This window comes from Bacillus salacetis (assembly GCF_003581585.1).
Classification (GTDB): domain Bacteria; phylum Bacillota; class Bacilli; order Bacillales; family Bacillaceae_B; genus Rossellomorea; species Rossellomorea salacetis.
The window spans coordinates 1-19,601 of sequence record NZ_QXIR01000051.1 but is presented as its reverse complement, the minus strand read 5'-3'; the positions used below and the strand labels follow the sequence as shown (position 1 = coordinate 19,601).

At 45.3% G+C, this 19,601-nt stretch carries 16 protein-coding genes; 4 read left to right on the top strand and 12 right to left on the bottom strand.

Annotation, left to right across the window (positions count from 1 at the left end; genetic code table 11):
• Positions 1 to 128: 128 nt before the first annotated feature.
• Entirely contained in the window at positions 129 to 1,061 is a 933-nt protein-coding gene (locus tag D3H55_RS22645; RefSeq protein WP_119549589.1) for a TRM11 family SAM-dependent methyltransferase, read from the bottom strand.
• Between the two features lie 288 nt (positions 1,062 to 1,349).
• On the opposite strand from D3H55_RS22645, the gene D3H55_RS22640 reads away from it, so the two are divergent.
• A complete protein-coding gene (locus D3H55_RS22640; protein ID WP_119549588.1) occupies positions 1,350 to 1,571 on the top strand; it encodes a YuzF family protein in 222 nt (73 codons plus the stop codon).
• A gap of 11 nt (positions 1,572 to 1,582) precedes the next feature.
• Positions 1,583 to 2,479 carry a manganese catalase family protein gene (locus D3H55_RS22635; RefSeq protein ID WP_119549587.1) on the top strand — a complete coding sequence of 299 codons (897 nt, stop codon included), beginning with the start codon at positions 1,583 to 1,585 and terminating at the stop codon, positions 2,477 to 2,479.
• Between the two features lie 140 nt (positions 2,480 to 2,619).
• Here the strand turns inward: D3H55_RS22635 and D3H55_RS22630 are convergent, their stop codons facing one another.
• Positions 2,620 to 4,836, bottom strand: coding sequence for a GGDEF and EAL domain-containing protein (locus D3H55_RS22630; protein ID WP_119549591.1), 2,217 nt, complete (start codon positions 4,834 to 4,836; stop codon positions 2,620 to 2,622).
• Between the two features lie 212 nt (positions 4,837 to 5,048).
• Positions 5,049 to 5,636, bottom strand: coding sequence for a vWA domain-containing protein (locus tag D3H55_RS22625; RefSeq protein WP_119549586.1), 588 nt, complete (start codon positions 5,634 to 5,636; stop codon positions 5,049 to 5,051).
• Between the two features lie 97 nt (positions 5,637 to 5,733).
• Between D3H55_RS22625 and D3H55_RS22620 the strand changes: the two genes are divergently transcribed.
• Positions 5,734 to 6,240: a hypothetical protein gene (locus tag D3H55_RS22620; protein WP_119549585.1), complete on the top strand. Its 507-nt coding sequence runs from the start codon at positions 5,734 to 5,736 to the stop codon at positions 6,238 to 6,240.
• A gap of 249 nt (positions 6,241 to 6,489) precedes the next feature.
• On the opposite strand, the gene D3H55_RS22615 is transcribed toward D3H55_RS22620, so the two are convergent.
• From D3H55_RS22615 to D3H55_RS22585, 7 genes are all read right to left on the bottom strand, one after another.
• Positions 6,490 to 7,836: a GH1 family beta-glucosidase gene (locus D3H55_RS22615; RefSeq protein WP_119549584.1), complete on the bottom strand. Its 1,347-nt coding sequence runs from the start codon at positions 7,834 to 7,836 to the stop codon at positions 6,490 to 6,492.
• 47 nt (positions 7,837 to 7,883) lie between these two features.
• Entirely contained in the window at positions 7,884 to 8,903 is a 1,020-nt protein-coding gene (locus D3H55_RS22610; protein ID WP_119549583.1) for a LacI family DNA-binding transcriptional regulator, read from the bottom strand.
• Positions 8,904 to 9,003: 100 nt separating this feature from the next.
• Positions 9,004 to 9,846, bottom strand: coding sequence for a carbohydrate ABC transporter permease (locus D3H55_RS22605; RefSeq protein WP_119549582.1), 843 nt, complete (start codon positions 9,844 to 9,846; stop codon positions 9,004 to 9,006).
• 2 nt (positions 9,847 to 9,848) lie between these two features.
• Positions 9,849 to 10,793, bottom strand: a complete 945-nt coding sequence (locus tag D3H55_RS22600) for a carbohydrate ABC transporter permease (RefSeq protein WP_119549590.1) — start codon at positions 10,791 to 10,793, stop codon at positions 9,849 to 9,851.
• A gap of 71 nt (positions 10,794 to 10,864) precedes the next feature.
• On the bottom strand, positions 10,865 to 12,154 hold the full coding sequence (locus D3H55_RS22595; RefSeq protein WP_119549581.1) for an ABC transporter substrate-binding protein: 1,290 nt from the start codon (positions 12,152 to 12,154) through the stop codon (positions 10,865 to 10,867).
• A 417-nt stretch (positions 12,155 to 12,571) separates the two neighbouring features.
• On the bottom strand, positions 12,572 to 13,534 hold the full coding sequence (locus tag D3H55_RS22590) for an ATP-grasp domain-containing protein (RefSeq protein WP_119549580.1): 963 nt from the start codon (positions 13,532 to 13,534) through the stop codon (positions 12,572 to 12,574).
• Positions 13,527 to 14,591, bottom strand: coding sequence for an LLM class flavin-dependent oxidoreductase (locus tag D3H55_RS22585; protein ID WP_119549579.1), 1,065 nt, complete (start codon positions 14,589 to 14,591; stop codon positions 13,527 to 13,529). Before D3H55_RS22585 ends, D3H55_RS22590 begins: the two co-directional genes overlap by 8 nt.
• Positions 14,592 to 14,932: 341 nt before the next feature.
• Here D3H55_RS22585 and D3H55_RS24650 point away from each other — a divergent pair, with 341 nt between their 5' ends.
• Complete coding sequence (locus tag D3H55_RS24650) at positions 14,933 to 15,106, top strand: hypothetical protein (RefSeq protein WP_168413227.1); 174 nt, start codon at positions 14,933 to 14,935, stop codon at positions 15,104 to 15,106.
• 136 nt (positions 15,107 to 15,242) lie between these two features.
• Here D3H55_RS24650 and D3H55_RS22575 read toward each other — a convergent pair whose 3' ends face one another.
• A complete protein-coding gene (locus tag D3H55_RS22575; RefSeq protein ID WP_119549577.1) occupies positions 15,243 to 15,851 on the bottom strand; it encodes a DedA family protein in 609 nt (202 codons plus the stop codon).
• 416 nt (positions 15,852 to 16,267) lie between these two features.
• Positions 16,268 to 19,495, bottom strand: coding sequence for a winged helix-turn-helix domain-containing protein (locus D3H55_RS22570; RefSeq protein ID WP_119549576.1), 3,228 nt, complete (start codon positions 19,493 to 19,495; stop codon positions 16,268 to 16,270).
• Positions 19,496 to 19,601 lie beyond the last annotated feature (106 nt).

Genomic DNA, 19,601 nt, shown 5'->3' with positions numbered 1-19,601 from the left:
GATATATCGGCGATTTTCAGATTTTATCAGCGATTCATGCATTTTATCGGCGATTCATGATCTTTCAGCATTCAGCTGTAATTTTACAGGACATTAAATAAAGCACCCGCTAAAAGCGGATGCCGATTTCACACACATAAAATGACTTCGCGTCTGAAATTGCCTTTGGTCACCACGCAGCGGTCACTGATTCTGAAACCCGCCTGCTCAATGACGGAATCGACATCTTCAACTGTCACGATGACCAGCCTCTTGGTGAACCTTCGCGCGCTTTGGAGCATTTCCAGCTGCTCGCTGGGGGTAATCACTGAGCACAGGTTGTAAGGCAGGTCAATGATTGCAGCATCGTAGCTTCCCTTTACACACCGGATATCTCTTACTTCTGCTTGTCCTTGCAGATTGAAATGCTTGATGTTTTCTTTAGCACCCGGGATGATGAGGGGATTGATGTCACTGCCAACGATGTCAATTCCCATTGACAAAGCCTCGACCAGCACGGTACCGATTCCGCAGCAGGGATCGATCACTTTTTTTTCGGCAGGATCCGGCGCTGCAATGTTTACGACCGCCCTGGCAACACGGGTGCTGAGAGCTGTAGAATAGCTGTTGGGCTTTTGCTGATGCTTCAACCAAATGGCTTCGTTTTTAACATACTTTCCGAAAATCCAGCGGCCATTCATGTTTTTAATCCCATATAGAATTTTCGGATGGTGGAGGTCGGCTTTTCCTTTGATGTTCATACCGATTTCACGTTCCGCTTTTCGCCGTTCTTCAAAGCCTGTCCGATCCTCTTTTATAAAAATTGGGTCTTTCACGTATATCACCTTGAAAGCAGACTCGGGAGCAGGCAGCTCTCTGACCTTTCCGGCCAATCCATTGAGAGTCTCTCCTTCGCAAAGGACTTCGATCCTCTCCCTGATAAAAGGACTGCGGCTCGGGTCGACCTTCAAAGGGCTCTCAAGAATGCTGGAGTTCGATTCCTTCCCAAAAAGGGCCCGCATCTCCATCTTGCACAGGGACCGCTCATTCTTATCCCATGCATAGTTATAAATATACCTCACTGCCTCACCTCCTTTATTCCGTTAAAGCACTAAGAGGGACTGTCCCTTTTAGTGCTTTAACGCGTCCCCGCACATGGGGACAGTCCCCGGCTGCGGTGATGCGTTAATGCTTTAGTGTAACCGGGGACTGTCCCCCTTCAGCTTTCATGTTACTTTACTTGGAGTGTCAGGGGAATTGTTTTGTTGAAATTAGATTGTCTTTGTCGTTCAAATATCCATTTTATGTCTATCTGCATCAGGACCTTCATAGATATTATTGTTTACGTTTAATAAAGGAGCGATGACATCATGAATCAGCAGCAGGAAGTATCTTTTATGGCTAATTATGACCCTTATGTCTACGAAACATTATCAGGAATCACAGGGAGTATGGTTGCTGTGCAGACGATACGCGGAACTGTTTCAGGAAAACTTGCGAATGTCCTTCCTGATCATATTGTGGTGGAGTCAGGCGGCTCGCCATTCTATATCCGTACTCAGCAGATTGTCTGGGTCATTCCAAAAGGATAAGGAGTGGGAGTATGTTTAAACGTGAAAATAAATTGCTGATAGACCTGCCTGTCCCGGATCACGGTGACCCGAACGCAGCGGCTGCAGTCCAAGAACTTTTAGGCGGAAAATTCGGAGAAATGTCAACACTTAATAACTACATGTATCAGTCCTTCAATTTCAGGAGGAAGGACAAATTGAAACCCTTCTATGATCTTGTCGCAAGTATCACGGCTGAAGAGTTTGGGCACGTTGAGCTTGTTTCAAACACAATCAACCTGTTATCCCGCGGGAATACACTTTACACTGGAGATCCTGATGTCACGCCGCTGCGGGAAGGAAAGGACAGCAGAAATACCTATCAGTTCATTGCCTCTGCACAAACGGCCTTAGCCGGCGATTCTATGGGACGCCCCTGGTCCGGTGACAATGTTTTTACAAGCGGGAACCTGGTCCTTGATCTCCTTCATAATTTCTTCCTTGAAGTCGGTGCCCGTACACACAAAATGAGAGTCTACGAGATGACTGAAAATGAAACCGCCCGGGAAATGATCGGATATTTACTGGTTCGCGGAGGTACTCATGTCCTGGCATATGCCAAGGCACTGGAGATTGTGACTGGGGTGGACGTGAAAAAGATGGTTCCGATCCCCAACCTGTCGAACCGTAAGTTTGACCACGCCAGAAAATTCGAGGACCAGGGAATAGGAAACATTCTCTATACTTGGAATGATGTCGGGGATTACGCAGATATCCGGCAGATCTGGAAAGGCACGAACCCCGAAAGCGGTCAGAGGTTGGTTGTGAAAGAAGGGGCGCCAAAAGGAGCGCCAATTCCGAACCTGGAAGATTTGCCTGAGGAATTCGCTCCAGGGATTGACCGGGATGACTATGAGAGAATTGCGAAGCGCCTGATGGAAAACCTGTGAAAATGAAGAAAGACACCCTGTTAAGCTGAAGGGTGTCTTTCATGCGTTAATGCGTTAATATCCTTGGGGACAGTCCCCTATCGCTTTAAAGCGTTAATACCGCAGCGTATCAGGGGACTGTCCCCGGCTGCGGTGATGCGTTAATTCACTGAAGGACCTTTCCGGTTTTCCACAATATAGGCTTCCAATTGGTCAGCCGGGAGAGGACGGCTGTAGTAATAACCTTGCCCGATGCTGCACGAATTCTGGATCAGGAAATCGACCTGCTCTTGTTCTTCAACACCTTCAGCTATGATGGAGAAATTCATATTCATCCCCAGGTCAATGATGGTTTTCACTATCGAACCTTTTTTGGAATGCTTTGAATGGTCGATGATGTCATCGACAAATGATTTATCGATTTTGATATGATCGATCGGAAGGTACCTCAAATTATTTAAGGAAGAATATCCTGTCCAAAAGTCATCAATGCTGATGGTTACCCCTAATTTTTTTAATTTGTTCAATATATTGGAGGTCCTGTCAAAGTCCTGCATGATGCTTTCGGTGATTTCCAGCTCAAGTAAATCAGGGTCCAGTCCGGTTTCTTCCAATACGCTTTCAACATAATCTATGAAGTCATCATCCTGGATCTGCCTGACCGAGATATTTACAGCAACAGAGATGGAGCCTGCCCCATTCCGCTCCCATGCTTTGCTCTGCCGGCAAGCCTCCTTCAGGACCCATTTTCCGATTGGCACAATCAATCCTGTTTCTTCTGCCAGAGGGATGAATTCTGCAGGCGATATCGTTCCTAAAGTTGGATGATCCCAACGGAGCAATGCTTCCACTCCTAAGAGATGTCCGGTTCCAAGATTCACTTTCGGTTGGTAATGGAGGCGGAATTGATTTTGTTTTAATGATTTTCGGAGTTGATTTTCCAGCTCCATCTTTCTCGAGGAATTACGGTTCAATTCCTTATTATAGAATTGGAAATTATTTTTCCCCCGGTCTTTCGCCAGATACATAGCTGTATCCGCATGCTTGATCAACGTTTCTTGATCCGTGCCGTCACCGGGATACATGCTGATCCCGATGCTTGGTGTCACAAAAAACTCCTGACCGGATAATTCGATTGGCTTGACAAAGCTTTGCAAGATCTGACTGGAAAGGTCAGAGACCCCTTCTCTGTCCATGTTTTTTGACAGAATGATAAATTCATCTCCACCCTGCCTGAAAACCTCTCCCTCTCCAGTAACAACACTCCTTAACCGCTGAGACACTTCCACAAGCAATTCATCGCCTGTGGAGTGTCCTTTCGTATCATTGATGACCTTGAAACGGTCAAGGTCCAGGAATAGGATGGCAAAGGAATGGGCCTCAGCACTTTGCAGTTTTTTATGAAGCCGCTGTTTGAACATATTACGGTTCGGAAGGCCTGTCAGCGTATCGAAATAGGCCATTTCCCTGATGGTTTCTTCAGATTTCTTCCGCTCGGTAATGTCACGGCCCACCAGTTGGAATGCCGGCTTTCCACCATAAAGGATCGGCATGGCAGAAACCTCGACATCTATCACTTTTCCATCAAAACATGCTGCTTTCACTTCGAACATCAAGTTATCAGGCCGATCATGCTCGCTGAATCGATGGATGGATTCCCTGATCATCCTTACATCTTTTTCATTGACGATTTTTGAAACATCACTTTTCAGCAATTCCTCAGAGCTTTCAGCGCCAAGCACCCTGCTGCCCGTGTCGTTAATATATATAAATTTGCCATCCCTTGTGACAGCAATGATATCCGGCGACAGTTCCACAAGGCTGCGATACTGATCTTCACTTTCCTTCCGATCGGTGATGTCAAACAACACACTTGAAAAATGCACGATCTTCCCTTTTTCATCAAGGGTCGGGATCCCCCTGTCCTGAATCCAGCGGACGTTTCCATCCGGTTTGATGATCCGGTAGGTGCTTGTGCATGGTGTACCGGCTTGGATAAGCCTTCGCCTGTCGGTTTGTATCTGCTGATCATCTGGATGGATCACTTTTTTCCACAGAAGAGGATCTTTATAAAATTCCTCCAGCGTCCTTCCATACAGTTTTTCGATTCCCGGAGTGATAAAGAGCTTATCCGTCTTCAGATCATGTGTCCATATTGCAACATCCAAGGACTCGAAGATATTATTTAATTTCGCATTGCTCTCCTTCAGTTCGCTGGTAGTCCGGAACACACCCTTCAGCATAAAATAGACCAGCGCAAGGGTGATGAGCGTCAAGGCAATTTGCATAATCAGGTTCGCAAGATTATCAATCGGGAAATACAGCCCAAGTATCAACTGGAGTATTTGTATGAAAATCACAATGAAGACTGTGTTCATAAATGAGGTGTTCGTTCTAAAGTCCAATATATTCATGCTCCCGCGTTAAAGTTTGTGATTAGGTGACCTTACTATATAATATCGACAAATAATGAAAAACAATTAGCTGCCCTTGATAAATAGTCTATCTTTCTTGGTTGGCGTAAACAAGGTCTTTAGCGCTTTAAAGCAGCCGGGGACAGTCCCCGGCTGCTTTAAAGCGCTAAAGTATTTCAGTATTTCCCTCTGATTTCAGAGACGGCTTCATTCATTTTTGCGTACATCTTTTCGACGCCTGTTTCGGTGGCTTCAAAGTCATAGGCATTTTCGGCACTGATGCCCAAGTGGTCCGCTTCATCTGCTGCATCAATATTGGCGCCCATGAAGATGAACTCCCAGTTATATTTCTCACGCTGATGCTGAATCATTTTTTTGATTTTCTCATAAGTGAATTCGCGGCTTGCATTTTCCATACCATCTGTTGTAATCGCAAAAATCACACTGCCAGGACGGCTGTCCTCAGGAGTCCGGGCCAGCCTCTGTCCAACTTCCACAATCGTTTTCCCCACAGCATCCAGCAATGCGGTGCAGCCTCTTACGTAATACTCCTCTTCCGTCAAATTTACTTCCTCAGCCTCTGCTCCCTGCCACAACAGCTCGTAACGGTCGTCAAACAGGACGGTAGTGACAAGCGTTTTCCCTTCCAGCTCAGACTGCCTTTTGACAAATCCGTTAAAGCCGCCGATCGTATCCTCTTCAAGTCCCGCCATAGAACCGCTTCGGTCAAGGAGGAACACCACTTCTGTCAGATTCTTATTCATATTTTCCCATCTCCTTCATCAAGTTGATGATATAATCATACCTGACGACATCCATTTTCTGGTCGCTTGATGAGCGACATTTTAGGAGGCTGAAGCCATGGTTGATCAGACACTGTTACATGAATTAAAAGAGTATATTGATCTTCATCAGGAAGAGTTAACTCTTCCTGATGTCTGTGAATCGTCCTATCGTTTAGACAGCGAGCAGTTGGAAGCGGATTTCCCGAAGTACAGCAGCCTAGAGGAATTCATTATAGAAAACGAGCAGCCTTCGTTCAGGCAGGAGCTGTTCAGCCATATTGATGAAAAAGGACTGAAAGATCCCGAGGTTTACAAAAGGGCCGGAATGGACCGGCAGCATTTTTCCAAAATAAGATCCAACCCTGATTACCGGATAGGAAGGAACCCGGCCATCGCTTTGTCCCTGGCACTGCAGCTCGATCTGGATGAAGCAGAGGAACTATTGAATACTGCCGGTTATTCTCTGTCTTTCAGTGATCCATTCGATCTGGTCATCCGGTTTTGCTTTGAAAAGAAAATCTTTGGTCTTATTGATGTAAATGAACTGCTCGATTCTGTTAATTTGAAACCATTGACAGGATGACCGGGCACTTTAACGCTTTAAAGCACCCGGGGACTGTCCCTCATCGCGTTAATTCGTTAAAGCACAGCAAGTGAGTTGCGGAATGGATATAGATTTCTGCGCTGGTCGTTTTCGTCCATGAAGCATCTTAGTCAGAAGAATTTCTCTAATGGTCTTCTGCTTCGCGATCCACGAGCGGGACCTGCTATTGAATAAGCAGTTACAATGAAAGAGGCCATTCCCTTGGAATCAGGAACAGCCTCCTCTATTTCAGCCAATTTCAAACCAGCCATTTTCTATGATTTTTTTATACCAATAGTAACTGTCCTTCTTCGTTCTCACCAATGTATTGAAATCGACATGTATCAAGCCAAAGCGCTTGTCATAGCCCTCTGCCCATTCGAAATTATCCATTAGCGACCAGGTTAAGTAGCCTTTGATATTCACGCCTGAATCCATACTGCGTTTCAACGCGGCCAAATGCCCCTTCAAGTATTGAATCCTTCTGTCATCCGTGACACGGCCGTTTTCAACTTCATCATTATAACAGGCGCCATTTTCAGTGATATAGATGGGGACACGTCCATATTGATCGGTGATTTTGCAGAGCACCTTATAAAAACCTTCCGGATAGATGTTCCAGTCAATATCGGTTTTTTCGTATCCAATATCCACCTTCTCCACGTCAAAAAGGTCGTGGTTTTCCTTGTACCTTGCCACACTGCCTGTGTAGTAATTTATTCCAAGAAAATCAATTTCCTGGCTGATGATTTCCATGTCTCCGTCTTCAATAGCCAGAGTAACTCCTTTTTGCTTCAGCCAATCCGTCATGAACTCTGGATAACTGCCTTTGAATACTGGATCGAAGAACCACTCAATGAACCATCCTGTAGCTCTCCTGCACGCATCAACATCTTCCTGCTTGCTGCTGAAAGGTTCATTCCATTCTGTGTTAGGCGCATAACCAATCCCGCCTTCGATCCCCGACTCCCTGAAACGCCTAACTGCTTTGCCGTGAGCGAGAAGAAGATGGTGTGAAATGGTTGTTGCTAATTGGAGGTCTTGGTATCCAGGTGCATGGACCCCAATGAAATTAGATAGGAATGATACACACCAAGGTTCATTGATTGTAATCCATTTCTTGATTTTCCCGCCGAATTCTTTAAACATGAATGCGGCATACTCGGCAAATGCTTCAACTGTTTCTCTTTTCTCCCATCCGCCTTGATCCTGAAGGGACTGCGGCAGATCCCAATGGTAAAGGGTGCACATCGGCTCAATTCCATTTGCCAATAAAGCATCCACAAATTGGTGATAATATTGAACACCTTCAGGATTCACTGCACCTGTCCCTTCAGGAAAGATCCGCGGCCATGAGACAGAGAAACGATACATTTCAATGCCAAGTTCTTTCATTAATTGAATATCCTCTTCAAAACGATGATAACTGTCGCATGCCACATCACCATTGTCTCCATTTTTAACTTTACCAGGGGTATGGGAAAAAGTATCCCATATCGACGGGCCTCTTCCGCCTTCAAAAGCTGCACCTTCAATTTGATATGCTGCTGTTGCAGCACCCCATTTCATATCCTGTGGAAATTCGATAATAGCCATTTAAACCTCCCATATACCGTGCCGATTAATTGTTCGGGTTATAAATTTTATAGTGTTTTCCCTCCGCAAGATTCCCTGATGACCAGCTTTGAATCGATGAAAACCGGCTTCATTTCTTGATTAGTGCTGATCAGGTCATTAAGCATGTGGGCTGCAAGTTTTCCTAATTTGTCTTTATCCTGCCTGACAGTCGAAAGCTGAGGATCGCTGTAGCGGCAGGCATCAATGTCGTCACAACCGACTAAACAGATATCCTCGGGGATGTTCAGCCCCTCTTCCTTTATTGCCCTCATGGCACCCATGGCCATCATATCGGATGCTGCAAAGACTGCTCGCGGAAGCTGGGCAGCCTGCAGCATAGCCTTCATCGCTGCATAACCGCTATCCTCATGGAAATCGCCATATTTCACCCAGTCCTTTCTAACTTCAAGACCGAATTGGTTCATGGCTGTCCTGAAACCTTCCTCCCTCAGCTTCGTAATGGCTGATTCGGGATTGCCTCCGATGAAGCCGATGTCCCTGAAGGAATTCAAGTAGAGATGCTGGACGACTTTATTGGATAAATTGATATTGTCGGTCATAACATAGCTGGATTTAGGACCATTTAATTCAAGGTCTATCCCTATACAGGGGATATCACTTTCGACAAGTTCATAGATCGCATCCTCTATCTGTTCTCCGGTAATAATTAAGCAGCCATCAACATGAAAGTGTCTGCACCTTGCTAAGTAGCTGCCATTGTCCTGATAAAAATGTTCATTTGAGAACATGAGGATGTCATAACCAAGCATCCCTATATTCCTTTTGAAAGCCGTAACCACCTCGATGAAAAAAGGGTGAGTAAATTCCACGTTCACTTTTCCGGCATAGATTAATCCAATCAAATTCGATTTCTTGGTAGCCAGCGATTTTGCTGAAAAGTTTGGCTGATATCCCGTCTGGGAAATGATATCAAGCACCTTCTTCTTTGTAGCTTCACTGATGCTGCCGGTGTTATTTATAATTTTCGAGACAGTTCCAGGGGAAACGCCCGCCATTTGTGCTATATCTTTAATCGTCAAGTTCATGTCTATCCCTCGATTGCTGGTTTAGTAGATTTCACTATTTTTAGATTACTAATAAATAGTCAATGTATCAACAAAGTGAAAATCCTGTCAGCAATGGTCCTTATTTAACAGACCCCTCGGTAATACTGGAGATGAAAAGCCTGTTAAACATCAGGAATATCACCAGCAATGGAACCGTCGCCCAGAATACACCGGATAAAATCATCCCGAAGTCGATGTTGAACGTATTGCTTAGATTCGCCAGGGCCACTTGAATCGTATAGGTTTCCGGATCGCGCAATACTGTGAACTGCCATAAGAACTCCCCCCATACAGCCGTGAAAACAATGATGCCCAGTGTTGCAAATGCCGGCAGAATGATCGGAAGCACGATGCTCCGGTATATCCGGAAGTTAGAACAGCCATCCAGCTTCGCCGCTTCGATCAGTTCGTCCGGAACAGACTCACTGACATACTGCCTCATCAAAAAGATTCCCAACGGATTCAAGAAAAACACGATCATGACGCCTCCCAATGTGTCGAGCAGCCCGGCTTTGGACACGAGGAAGTATTGAGGGATCAATCCCAATTGCGGAGGGATGATCATAGTGAGTAGAATCGCATAGAACAGTATGTTTTTTCCTGGAAATTTAAACTTGGCAAAAGCAAATCCAGCAAGTGAGCTTATGGCCAATACGACTAATGTCACGATTGTACATAGCAGAAAGGAGTTCCATAATGCTTGAAAGAAGTCGATCTGCCCCAATACCTTTTGAAAATTGGAAACCATTAAACTTCCAGGTACGATGGTCGGCGGAATTGAATTATATGCCGAACTTGGGGAAGTTGCCATGACGAACATCCAATAGAAAGGAAATAAGGATAATAGAGAGGCTAAAGATAAAAACAAGTAAATGAAAAACCTGCTTAAAGACAGCTTCTTATGTTTTTTTATTTTTTCCATCTTCAGACTCTCCTCCTTTTCCTGCCAAGCCCAGATGTAAACATTGTATTGATGGCCGAAAAGATAATGATGATGAATAACAAGATAACGGCAGTAGCAGATGCTGTTCCAAACGATTGTAGTTTGAAGGCATCACGGTATAGATACATGACCACTGTCATTGCCTCATCCCTTGTAAAGGCTCCCGTCCCAAGAAAAACAGTAGGTTCCGAGAATAATTGCAGCGCACCGACTGTGGAGAAGAAGACAGTCAAGATAATGAATGGCTTCAGCAGAGGCATTGTAATATATAAAAGCTGCTGAAACTTATTGGCACCATCAATGGTTGCTGCTTCATATAGATCATTCGAAATACTTTGAATACCAGCCAGGTATATAATTGTGTTATACCCGACCCATCTCCAGAAAACCATGATGGAAATGGCTATTTTCGTCCCCCATTCAGAAGTTGCCCAGTTCACCGGGTCAAAACCAAATAATCCCAGAACATAGTTTGCCAGCGAAGACTCATGATTACTGAACAATACACTGAATATCAAGGCAACAGCCACCATTGAAGTAATATAAGGCATAAAGATAGTCACCCTGAAAAAGTTCCTGAAACGGAGAAACGTCAGATTCAATAGAAATGCCAGGATGATTCCCACGATAAGCTGCGGAGCGGTACCCATCAGCCCCATAATGATCGTATTATAGACAGACTTCCAAAAAAGCGGATCTTCAAGTACGACTTTAAAATTATCCAAACCTGCAAAAGTCATTGGGCTCAGTCCATTCCACTTCTGGAATGCCAGATAGATACTGAAAACAGCTGGATACAGCCCGATAATGCCAAAGATGATAAAAAATGGAGCAACGTATAAGTAGCCGGATATCATATCCTTCTTTTCTTCAGACAGAAACCTTTTACTTTTGACCGTCTGCCCCTTGCTATTTAGAATGCTCATATTCCCCCCACTTCCGCTTATGAAGTAGGATATGGTCCCGGAAATGGACCATATCCCATAGTAAATCACTATCAGCGGCTGATTAGATCTTCTGCCCTTTTGATTGCCGCTTTCCATTCAGCTTCCGGATCGGCACCTTCCTGAACATTTCGGAGTGCATTCAACACTTCCTGATGTATCGGGAAGTATTTAACACCTTTATAAACGGCGCCATCAATATCCTGGGCTGCTTCAGCAAACACCGAGGCAGTTACCTGGCCTCCAAAAAACTTATCTTCATTTGATTTAAATTCATCCATATCATATACAGATTCTGCAGATGGGAATAAGCCTTTGCTTTGGAATGATTTCAATTGATTATCAGGAGAAACCAGCCATTCAACAAAGTCGTAAGCCTCTTGAGGATGATCGGTTTCACTTGGGATGGAGATATAAGAACCGCCCCAGTTCGCTGCAAAATCAGTCGGCAATGTAGCCACTCTCCATTTCCCTGACGCATCCGGTGCGTTGCCTTCCATCCAGCCTTTTAACCAGCCGGCACCAAGTTCAGCAGCAAATTCACCAGTATTGACTGCATTGGCCCATTCAGGTGTCCACATATCGAATTTGCCGACAATGCCTGCTTTATCAAGTTCAACAGCATAATCATATGCCTTCTTAACGGCATTTCCATCTTTCCCTAATAACAATTCACCTTCAGGATTCAAATACGTTTCCACTGATGCATCAAGATAGGCACGGTAAGCCATCTCCATACTGTCTACAAATGGTTTTCCTGTTGCCTCTTTTACCTTCACCCCTGCTTCCTTGAAAGCTTCCGGCGAATCAATCAGTGCAGATACTTCTTCCGGTTCGACAGGAAGCCCTGCTTCTTCAAATAAGTCTGCCCTGTAGTAAAGTGCTTTCGGTCCGATATCCGTCGGTAACCCAAACAAGAAATCACCCTCCTGGTTCGCTCCTGCATTCCATTTCCAATCCAGGTATTGATCTTGAACTTCCTTAGCCCCGAGGTCATATAAATTCTCAAAACGGTCCTGAGCTTCTTTAAAGCGATCCAGCTGGTCAACTTCAAGAGCTGCGATATCAGGTGCGCCGCTTCCTGCTGATAAAGCTGTAAACAATGCATCATGGTGCTCTGCTGTCTCTGCTGTCCTGAACTTAATTTTCACATTCGGATTTTCTTTTTCATACTCCTTTGCCAATTCTTCATAATTCGTTGCACCAAAAGCCCAAAAGTCCAATGTGACTTTGTCTCCGCTTTTCCCCTCAGATGAAGCTTCGTCATTCCCGCTGCAGGCTGCAAGTGAGAGTGCAAGTACTGAAGACAGGCCGACCGCCATCCATTTCTTCATGCTTTTCATTTAACATTTCCCCCTGTTTGTCAATTTCACGTCCGTCCTTCCAAGAGAAATCAGTTTTAGGAAACCGGTTTCCTTGAAAGGTAAAAAAAATTAAGCCCAACCACTTTGAAAACGTTTTCTACTAGGATTATATACACTAATTTTCAGAATATCAACACTTTTTTTAAAAAATAAAGAAAACGGTTTCCTAAATACTAGAGTCGGATTGATAGAAACGAGAATCTATGAATCTTTATATTAATTAGCCGCTAACCTTCATTCTTGATTTGAAAACTGCGAATTTGAAACTAAGAACAGCCCTGTCTACCGGCGGAACTCAATGCCGGCATCCTTATTGATGGTTAAAGCCAGTTTTGGAAGAAGATTAGTATTCAACCCAAAAACGGTCCTCCCCGAGAATTCAGGGCGGACCGTTTTTCATATGGTAACGCGTTGTTTGTCATTCACCTTCTGCAATTCCTGAGCCAGGAACACCGCTAGTTCAAGCATTCCATATTTGTCGGCCTTTGCTTCCGCATCGGAATTGTAGTTTGTATTTGTATTAATGTCATAGGTGTAGATGCTGCCTTCCCGGTCATAAATGAACTCTATTCCAGCCACCTGGATGCCGTTTGCACCCAGAACCTTCTCGTATTTTTCCAGGATGGGATCATCAAAGCCCTCCAGGATCTGAAATTTCGGTTCCCCTTCAGCCTGTTCCCCGCCTGCAGGGCAGAAGTTGTCAGCTATCGAGCAGGCGTCTGCAGGGCAAAGCTCGAACCCTTCAGACGTATCCACCCTGACCGCATAAATGAATTTCCCGCCGACAAACTCACACCGGGTGATGAAGCTCTCAGGCGCCTGGATATATTCCTGAATCAATGTCACACCATCAACCGGCTCTTCAAATTCCGGGCCTTCAACATACGCTTTCAAACTCTCAATATTTTGGAATAACTGCACCCCCAGTCCTTTACCTGCGCGGTTATGCTTTGTAATGAACGGCTTTCCTTCAAATGCTTCTGCTGCCTTCACAATCTGCGTTCTTCCTACCGCCGCTGTTGTTTTCGGCGCCGGTACCCCATGCTTATCCAGCTCAAGATATTGCTTCACCTTGCTGACTTCAAGTTTCAGCGCGCGGCTCCCATTCACCACTTTCCGTCCATGCGCTTCAAGCCATGCCAGGACCTGGCCCGTGTATTCAGCCGCAAACCGATGGCCCCTCGTATGTGAAGAAGCACTCATCCTGCTGTAAAAGATGCCTGCCGGCGGTTCTTTGGAAAGATCCAGGGTACCTTCACTTAAATGCCACTCTTCGTAAGGAAGGCCAAGTTCCTCAAACCTTTTCGTCAAATGGACAGTCCACTCGCTATTTTCGTGTATGACATATATTTTACTCAACGGTATGCACTCCCTCAGCTGATTTTCTTTTTTCTTCCACCAATGGCATCACCTGTTTTGAGAAGCGTTCCATTTCTTCAAGCTGCGGAGAGAATTGAAGAAGCAGCAAGTCCAATCCCGCATTCTCATATTCCAGGATTCTTTTGGCGATTTGTTCAGGTGTACCTACAAGATTAGGGCGAAGGCCCCTGTTGGATACCGAGTAATCCTGGAGCTGAATCTGTTGTTCAAGCTGTGATTTGCTTGTGAAATCCTTGAACCCTGAATACGCATCGGATTCCTTTACATCCGTGATCCTTGCCAGTTCTTCCATCGCTTCCTCTTCCGTCTCACGGCAGATGACATAGGCCGCCATGCCGAAGGATCCCAGCTCAGGATTTCCCGTCCTCTCTCTTCTTGCTTTCATTTCTGCCACTTTGGCCTGGATTTCTTCGGCCGTTCCACCATGCATGACGTACGCATCGCATTTTTCAACGATTGTGGATTTCCCTTTTTCGCTTTCGCCGCCGGCATATAGAATCGGATTCGGTCTTTGAACGGGTTTTGGGAATAATTTCGTCTCTTTCAGCTGATAAAACTTCCCATCATAAGAGAAAGAATCCTCTGACCACAGTCCTTTTATCACATCGATAAATTCTCTTGTGCGGTCATATCGCTCGTCGTGTTCCGTAAAAACACCGCCGTATTGACGGGCTTCTTCCGCCCACCAGGCGGATACGACATTCAAGGTGAAGCGTCCTTTGCTCAGTTGATCGATGTTGGCCGCCATTTTGGCCGTAATCGCAGGATTATGGAAACCAGGGCGGATCGCAGTCATGATTTCCAGTTTATCTGTCACAGCAGCAAGTGCAGCTGCCGTAGTCCAAGCTTCCAGGGAATCCTCCGCCTGGCCTTTTATATCATTTAAATAAAGTTCTGCAATCAGCGTCGTGGAATAACCCCATTTCTCCGCTGATACTGCAACCTTTTCGGCATATTCATAAGTAGCCGGCATGTTTTCATCGTCCACATTTCTCAGCCAGCCTCCAAAAATGGGTAACCAAAAACCATACTTCATTGCATCTCTCTCCTTCGCTCATCTAATCTCCACTATTCCAACCTAATATGTCGGGTTTAAAATAGATAATATTTCAAATTGGAAAAATTGTCAATTAAATCAGCCGAAAATAGGTGAAATTTTCAGTCGCCAATACTGCAGGGTACTTAAGATTGTCTTGCTTTCAAGGATGGCGGCTCGATTCTTCCTGACGGGCCAAGATGAATTTTTTGGTTATGGAAATAACCTGAACAAAAACCGGACCGTGCCAGTCACCACAAAAGTAGAAGAAAATCCCATTTTCAGGTAGAATAAAGGTAAGAAGATATGTGAAAAATTATATCAAGCTTGGGGAGAAGACAATGTTTGTCAAAAGAAGAAGGGAACGCAGCAATAGGAAAAAAGCAGAAGGCTCCTATACATTTGGGGATATGGTGGGCGACATCCTGATCTGGGTGCCGGAACTGATTGTCTTGCCATTCCGCATGCTCTGGTATCTGCTGAGAGGCATAATGAATATATTCGACTGGACGTGAAACAAGAGCTCTCTTTCCATACCAAAAAGCAGTGCTGCTCAAGCTTGAGCAGCACTGCTTTTTGGTTCGATACACTTTACCCCTTTAAAGCGATGAGGGACTGTCCCCGGGTGCTTTAAAGCGCTAAAGCAAACGCTTATGTTTTCCTTTTCCTTCTATAGAAATAGACCAGAAACACCATCACAAGCAGTGCAATAACCGCGTAAGCGATATTTGAGTAGATATCCATATAACCTACAATATCTTCCCATGATTCACCCACCTGCGCTCCCACATAAACCAGCACCGTATTCCAAATCAGCGTTCCCATTGTGGTAAAACCAAGAAACGGAACGAATTTCATATTGGACATACCCGCAGGAATGGAAATCAAGCTTCTGATCAGCGGCACGAAGCGGCAGAAAAAGACAGACCAATATCCATATTTATCAAACCAGGCATCGGCTTTATGGATGTCATCCTTGGTTAAACGGAGGATATGCCCCCATTTGTCCACGACTTTCTCCATCCGGTCTACGTCGAGCTGCAAGCCCAGTCCATATAACACCATCGCTCCAATCACAGACCCAAGGGTTGAAGCTATGACTACCCCCATGATCGTCAACTTCGATGTCGTGGTTATGAAACCGCCAAACGTCAAAATCACTTCAGAAGGGATCGGCGGAAAAATATTTTCCAGTGCAATCAAAACGAAAATACCGCCGTAACCAAAGTTGTTTATAATCTCAGTCAGCCAGTTCTCCATATAAAACTCCTTTAAGTCTTTTAAATTGGCTCTTTTCGTAAACTTTGTTGCTTTTCAATATAAATATCCAATAATGTGCTGGTAAATCACCGTAAAAACCCGGTGAGCAGGAAAGAAAAGAGCTGCTCGTTCCTTTTTGAGATTAAAATCTTTGTATAGAGGCGAAATATCCTGCCCGGCACCTGGGATTTTTCCGAAAGCAACAATGTATGTGAAAACAGCCTTTATATTTGTGTCTACTATTCCCCTGTGGGTTAATCTCTAAAACTTGTACTCTTCATCCGTCTATTGTTACCCAGCTTCCCCAAAAGAGCAATAAGAATTTTGAAGGAGATCACTTATGGACTTTAACGCATTAACGCGCTGGGGGACTGTCCCCCAGCGCGTTAATGTGTTAAAGCAGCACACAGCACCTGCTACCACATGTCCAGTTCAGCAGCTTCGGTTATCATTTTGTACATTGCCTTCGTCGGTTCCATCGGCTCCACCCCAAGCTCGGCACTCAAGACTTTCTTGCACTTGTTGTACCACTTGATCGCCTGAGGCCGGTTATTCTTCTGATAATAGCAGTACATCAGCAGCCTGTATGCCTCTTCCCATGTATCCTCCTCCATAAGGATCCGTTCACACCAATGGATGCAGGTTTCAAAATCCGAGAGCCTGACCGAGACCTGCGCCAGCATTTCAGCCCCTCGCAGGAAAATGACCTGCAGCCTCTCCCTTTCCGTCAGGCACCAGTCGGCAAAACGATGGTCGGGAAGATAATCCCCTTCATAGAGCTTCAATCCCCTTTCCAGGAGCTCTTTCGCCTGATACGGGTCCTTCTCGCCCAGCCCTTCCGTTACCCATTCTTCGAACAAAACCGTATCCAACTGATAGACCGCATCGGGATTAACTCCATAAAAGGAACCATTCCGTCTGATGAAGTAAGATTCCTCCCTTGCTTTCCGATGCGGTTCGATCGTCTTCAAAAGGGAATTCAATGAAACTTTGAAACTGCGGTTTGCCGAGTCCTCATCCTGGTCCGGCCAGATTTCGCGGAAAATCTCTTCCCTGTCCACCAATTTATTCTTATTCGTCATAAAAAACTCAAAAAGCTCTTTCGCCTTTCCCCGCTGCCAGCCGCTTTCACTGACAAACCGGTTTCCCAGCTGAAGCCTGAACTTCCCCAGCGTCTGTATCTTCAACGTATATCCAGGATGGTTATCCATAACACCCAGGCCCATTTCAGAAATAAACGGGCTGTGAATATTGTTCTTCTGCGCCTTCACAAGCAATGGGACAAAATTTTGGATGTCCGCCGGGCCGAAAGTGGTCCTCCTTGTCAAAAAATAGTGATACTCCCCTACCTGCAATTCATTCAGGAACTGCCGCATCTCATTGTTGAAAGAATCCTCCCGCCCGGTTTCATAATAAATGAACGCTTTCCAAAATGAAGCCAGCATCATTCCATACCTGTCGCCGCAGCCTTCAAACTGATTCCTGGCTTCCACCAGCACCTCATAAGCAGATTCATATTTTTCACAATAAACCGCTGCAATCCCCATACAGAGCTGGATCAGTGTGGAAAGCCAGACATCTTTCACTTTTTCTGTCTCGTATAACCCTTTCTGACCCGCTTCTATCGCCTTTTCATATTGCCCCTGCTTTCCGAGGAGGATGCACAATCCCATATATGGCTCAGCCTTCCCCCGCGGGACATCGATATGATCCATTATATCAAGGGATGTCTTATAGCATTTTTCCGCCAAAAAAGATTCATAGCGTTCAATCAGCTGAACAGCGTGCCCCATTCTCATCCAGCCGCATGCTTCCACAAAAGGGGATTGGATATCCATGCCGAGCTTCATTCCCTGCTCAGCGAATTTCTTGCTATCCTCCGGGCTTCCCCTGAAGGCTTCGATTATAGACAACAGGATGTCCGTCTCCCGGTGGGACTGCGAGAGGTGGCTCCCCTCGAAATCCGCATTTCTGCTTTTCTTTTTTAAAAGAAGGTCCCTCGCTTTATCGAGTCTTCCTGTCCGCAGATAAATTCGTGCTTTCAAATTTCCTTCTTCCAATGGGAGATTCAGAGATTCGGCCCGCTTATACCATTTTTCCGCTTTCACCGCCTGTCCCGAGTTAAGCAGGTTTTCCGAGAGAAGATGATACAGCTTGGCCATTTCCTCCTTGCTCCCATTGACGTTTTCCCTTAAAGTGATCGCCTTCTGAAGCACACGTTCGGCTTTATCCGGCTGGATTGTATCGAGATAGATCCTCGCTATTCCTTCCAGCGCAATACTGGCCAAATAATCATCCCCCATTTGCTCCCCGGAGTCGACTGCCCTTTGATAACAGGCTTCAGCCCACTCATATGAAGAGCGGAGACGGCTGATTTCCCCCTGATAAAACCATAAAAACGGATACTCACTCTTTAACTTTTCAGGGATCGGCTTCAAATAATCCAGCAGGGTCTGGAGCTTGCCTTTTTGCAGAAGCTCCAAGCCATGCAGGCTGATCACCTTCGCACCATACTCATACTCACCCACCTGTAAATAGTGATACAATGCATTTTCAGTATCCTTTCCTTCAAAAAAACGGGCTGCATTTCGGTTCAGCTCCGCAAAGTCAGCTTCCCGCTCCCTCCTCAGCCGGTTTTGTAAAAACTCTTTGAAAAGGGCGTGGTACCGGTACCTTGACCCGTCAATTTCCTGGATGAAAACATTTTGTTCGGACAGTTTCTGTAAGATCAACTCTGCTTTACCATTCTCCAACAGAGCATCACATACGTCAGGTGCCAGTTCCTCCAGGATGCTTGTCCTTAAGAGGAAATCCTGAATGGCAAAAGGCTGTTTGGACAGAACCTCCAAAGCCAGGAAATCAAACAAATCCTGCAGTGTATCTGAACGGTTATCGAGGAAGCTGCCTGCTAATTCACTGCTGTGCAAATTGCTCACAAGCATATGCACAGCGATCGCCCATCCTTCTGTCAGCTGGTGGATCCGCTGAAGGTCATGCGCATCAATCGAAATTTCATAAATATCCTCAAGCAGATGTTTTATCTCTTCCATGCTCAGCACAAGGTCATCCTGGGATATTTCAAGAAGCTCTGCTTTTACTTTCATGGAGGTCAGGATTCCCCATGAAGGCTTTCGCCGGCTAGAGATGACAAGATGCAGATTGGACGGGATATATTCAAGGAAGTGCTTCATCCATTTTTCAATCACCATTGATTTCTGGACATGATGATAATCGTCCAGGATGACGACAATCGGAGTCTTCAACTCCACCGTTTCATTTCCAAACATGGAAATCAGTGACCACAGCTGTTCATCACTGATTTGAGTCTGAAGCTCCTCCAATTCCGCCTGTACCTTCTTTCCAAAAGAAGGAAACTTTGCCTTAATCGCGTGCACCAGCTTTGTCAAAAATGGGATGATGTCATCGTCGTTCGGGGAAATGGAGTACCAGCAGGAATCCTGATGAATGTCATGGGCAAAAAGGGTAAGAGCCGTGCTTTTACCGTAACCGGCCCTTGCATGAAGAAGTGTCAGGGGGTATCGGGGAATGGAGGCCAGTTTTTTATGAAGAGCCGCGCGCCGCATGAAGCTGTCCTTCACCGGAGGCGGCATGAGCTGACTTTGGATGACCGGAATGAGTCCCATCTTAGCTCCACCTTTCTATATTTTGTCAGTTGTTTTCGTACTTTTTACATTCGATAAAAGCTTGTGGGAATCCTTTAAAAAACGAAAAAGAACCCGTCCACAGATG

Coding starts and splice junctions, on each gene's coding strand:
- D3H55_RS22625 (WP_119549586.1), bottom strand. CDS start 5,636: ATGAATAAGAATCTGACAGAAGTGGTGTTCCTCCTTGACCGAAGCGGT.
- D3H55_RS22620 (WP_119549585.1), top strand. CDS start 5,734: ATGGTTGATCAGACACTGTTACATGAATTAAAAGAGTATATTGATCTT.
- D3H55_RS22630 (WP_119549591.1), bottom strand. CDS start 4,836: ATGAACACAGTCTTCATTGTGATTTTCATACAAATACTCCAGTTGATA.
- D3H55_RS22570 (WP_119549576.1), bottom strand. CDS start 19,495: ATGGGACTCATTCCGGTCATCCAAAGTCAGCTCATGCCGCCTCCGGTG.
- D3H55_RS22610 (WP_119549583.1), bottom strand. CDS start 8,903: ATGAACTTGACGATTAAAGATATAGCACAAATGGCGGGCGTTTCCCCT.
- D3H55_RS22595 (WP_119549581.1), bottom strand. CDS start 12,154: ATGAAAAGCATGAAGAAATGGATGGCGGTCGGCCTGTCTTCAGTACTT.
- D3H55_RS22575 (WP_119549577.1), bottom strand. CDS start 15,851: ATGGAGAACTGGCTGACTGAGATTATAAACAACTTTGGTTACGGCGGT.
- D3H55_RS22600 (WP_119549590.1), bottom strand. CDS start 10,793: ATGAGCATTCTAAATAGCAAGGGGCAGACGGTCAAAAGTAAAAGGTTT.
- D3H55_RS22615 (WP_119549584.1), bottom strand. CDS start 7,836: ATGGCTATTATCGAATTTCCACAGGATATGAAATGGGGTGCTGCAACA.
- D3H55_RS24650 (WP_168413227.1), top strand. CDS start 14,933: ATGTTTGTCAAAAGAAGAAGGGAACGCAGCAATAGGAAAAAAGCAGAA.
- D3H55_RS22635 (WP_119549587.1), top strand. CDS start 1,583: ATGTTTAAACGTGAAAATAAATTGCTGATAGACCTGCCTGTCCCGGAT.
- D3H55_RS22640 (WP_119549588.1), top strand. CDS start 1,350: ATGAATCAGCAGCAGGAAGTATCTTTTATGGCTAATTATGACCCTTAT.
- D3H55_RS22605 (WP_119549582.1), bottom strand. CDS start 9,846: ATGGAAAAAATAAAAAAACATAAGAAGCTGTCTTTAAGCAGGTTTTTC.
- D3H55_RS22585 (WP_119549579.1), bottom strand. CDS start 14,591: ATGAAGTATGGTTTTTGGTTACCCATTTTTGGAGGCTGGCTGAGAAAT.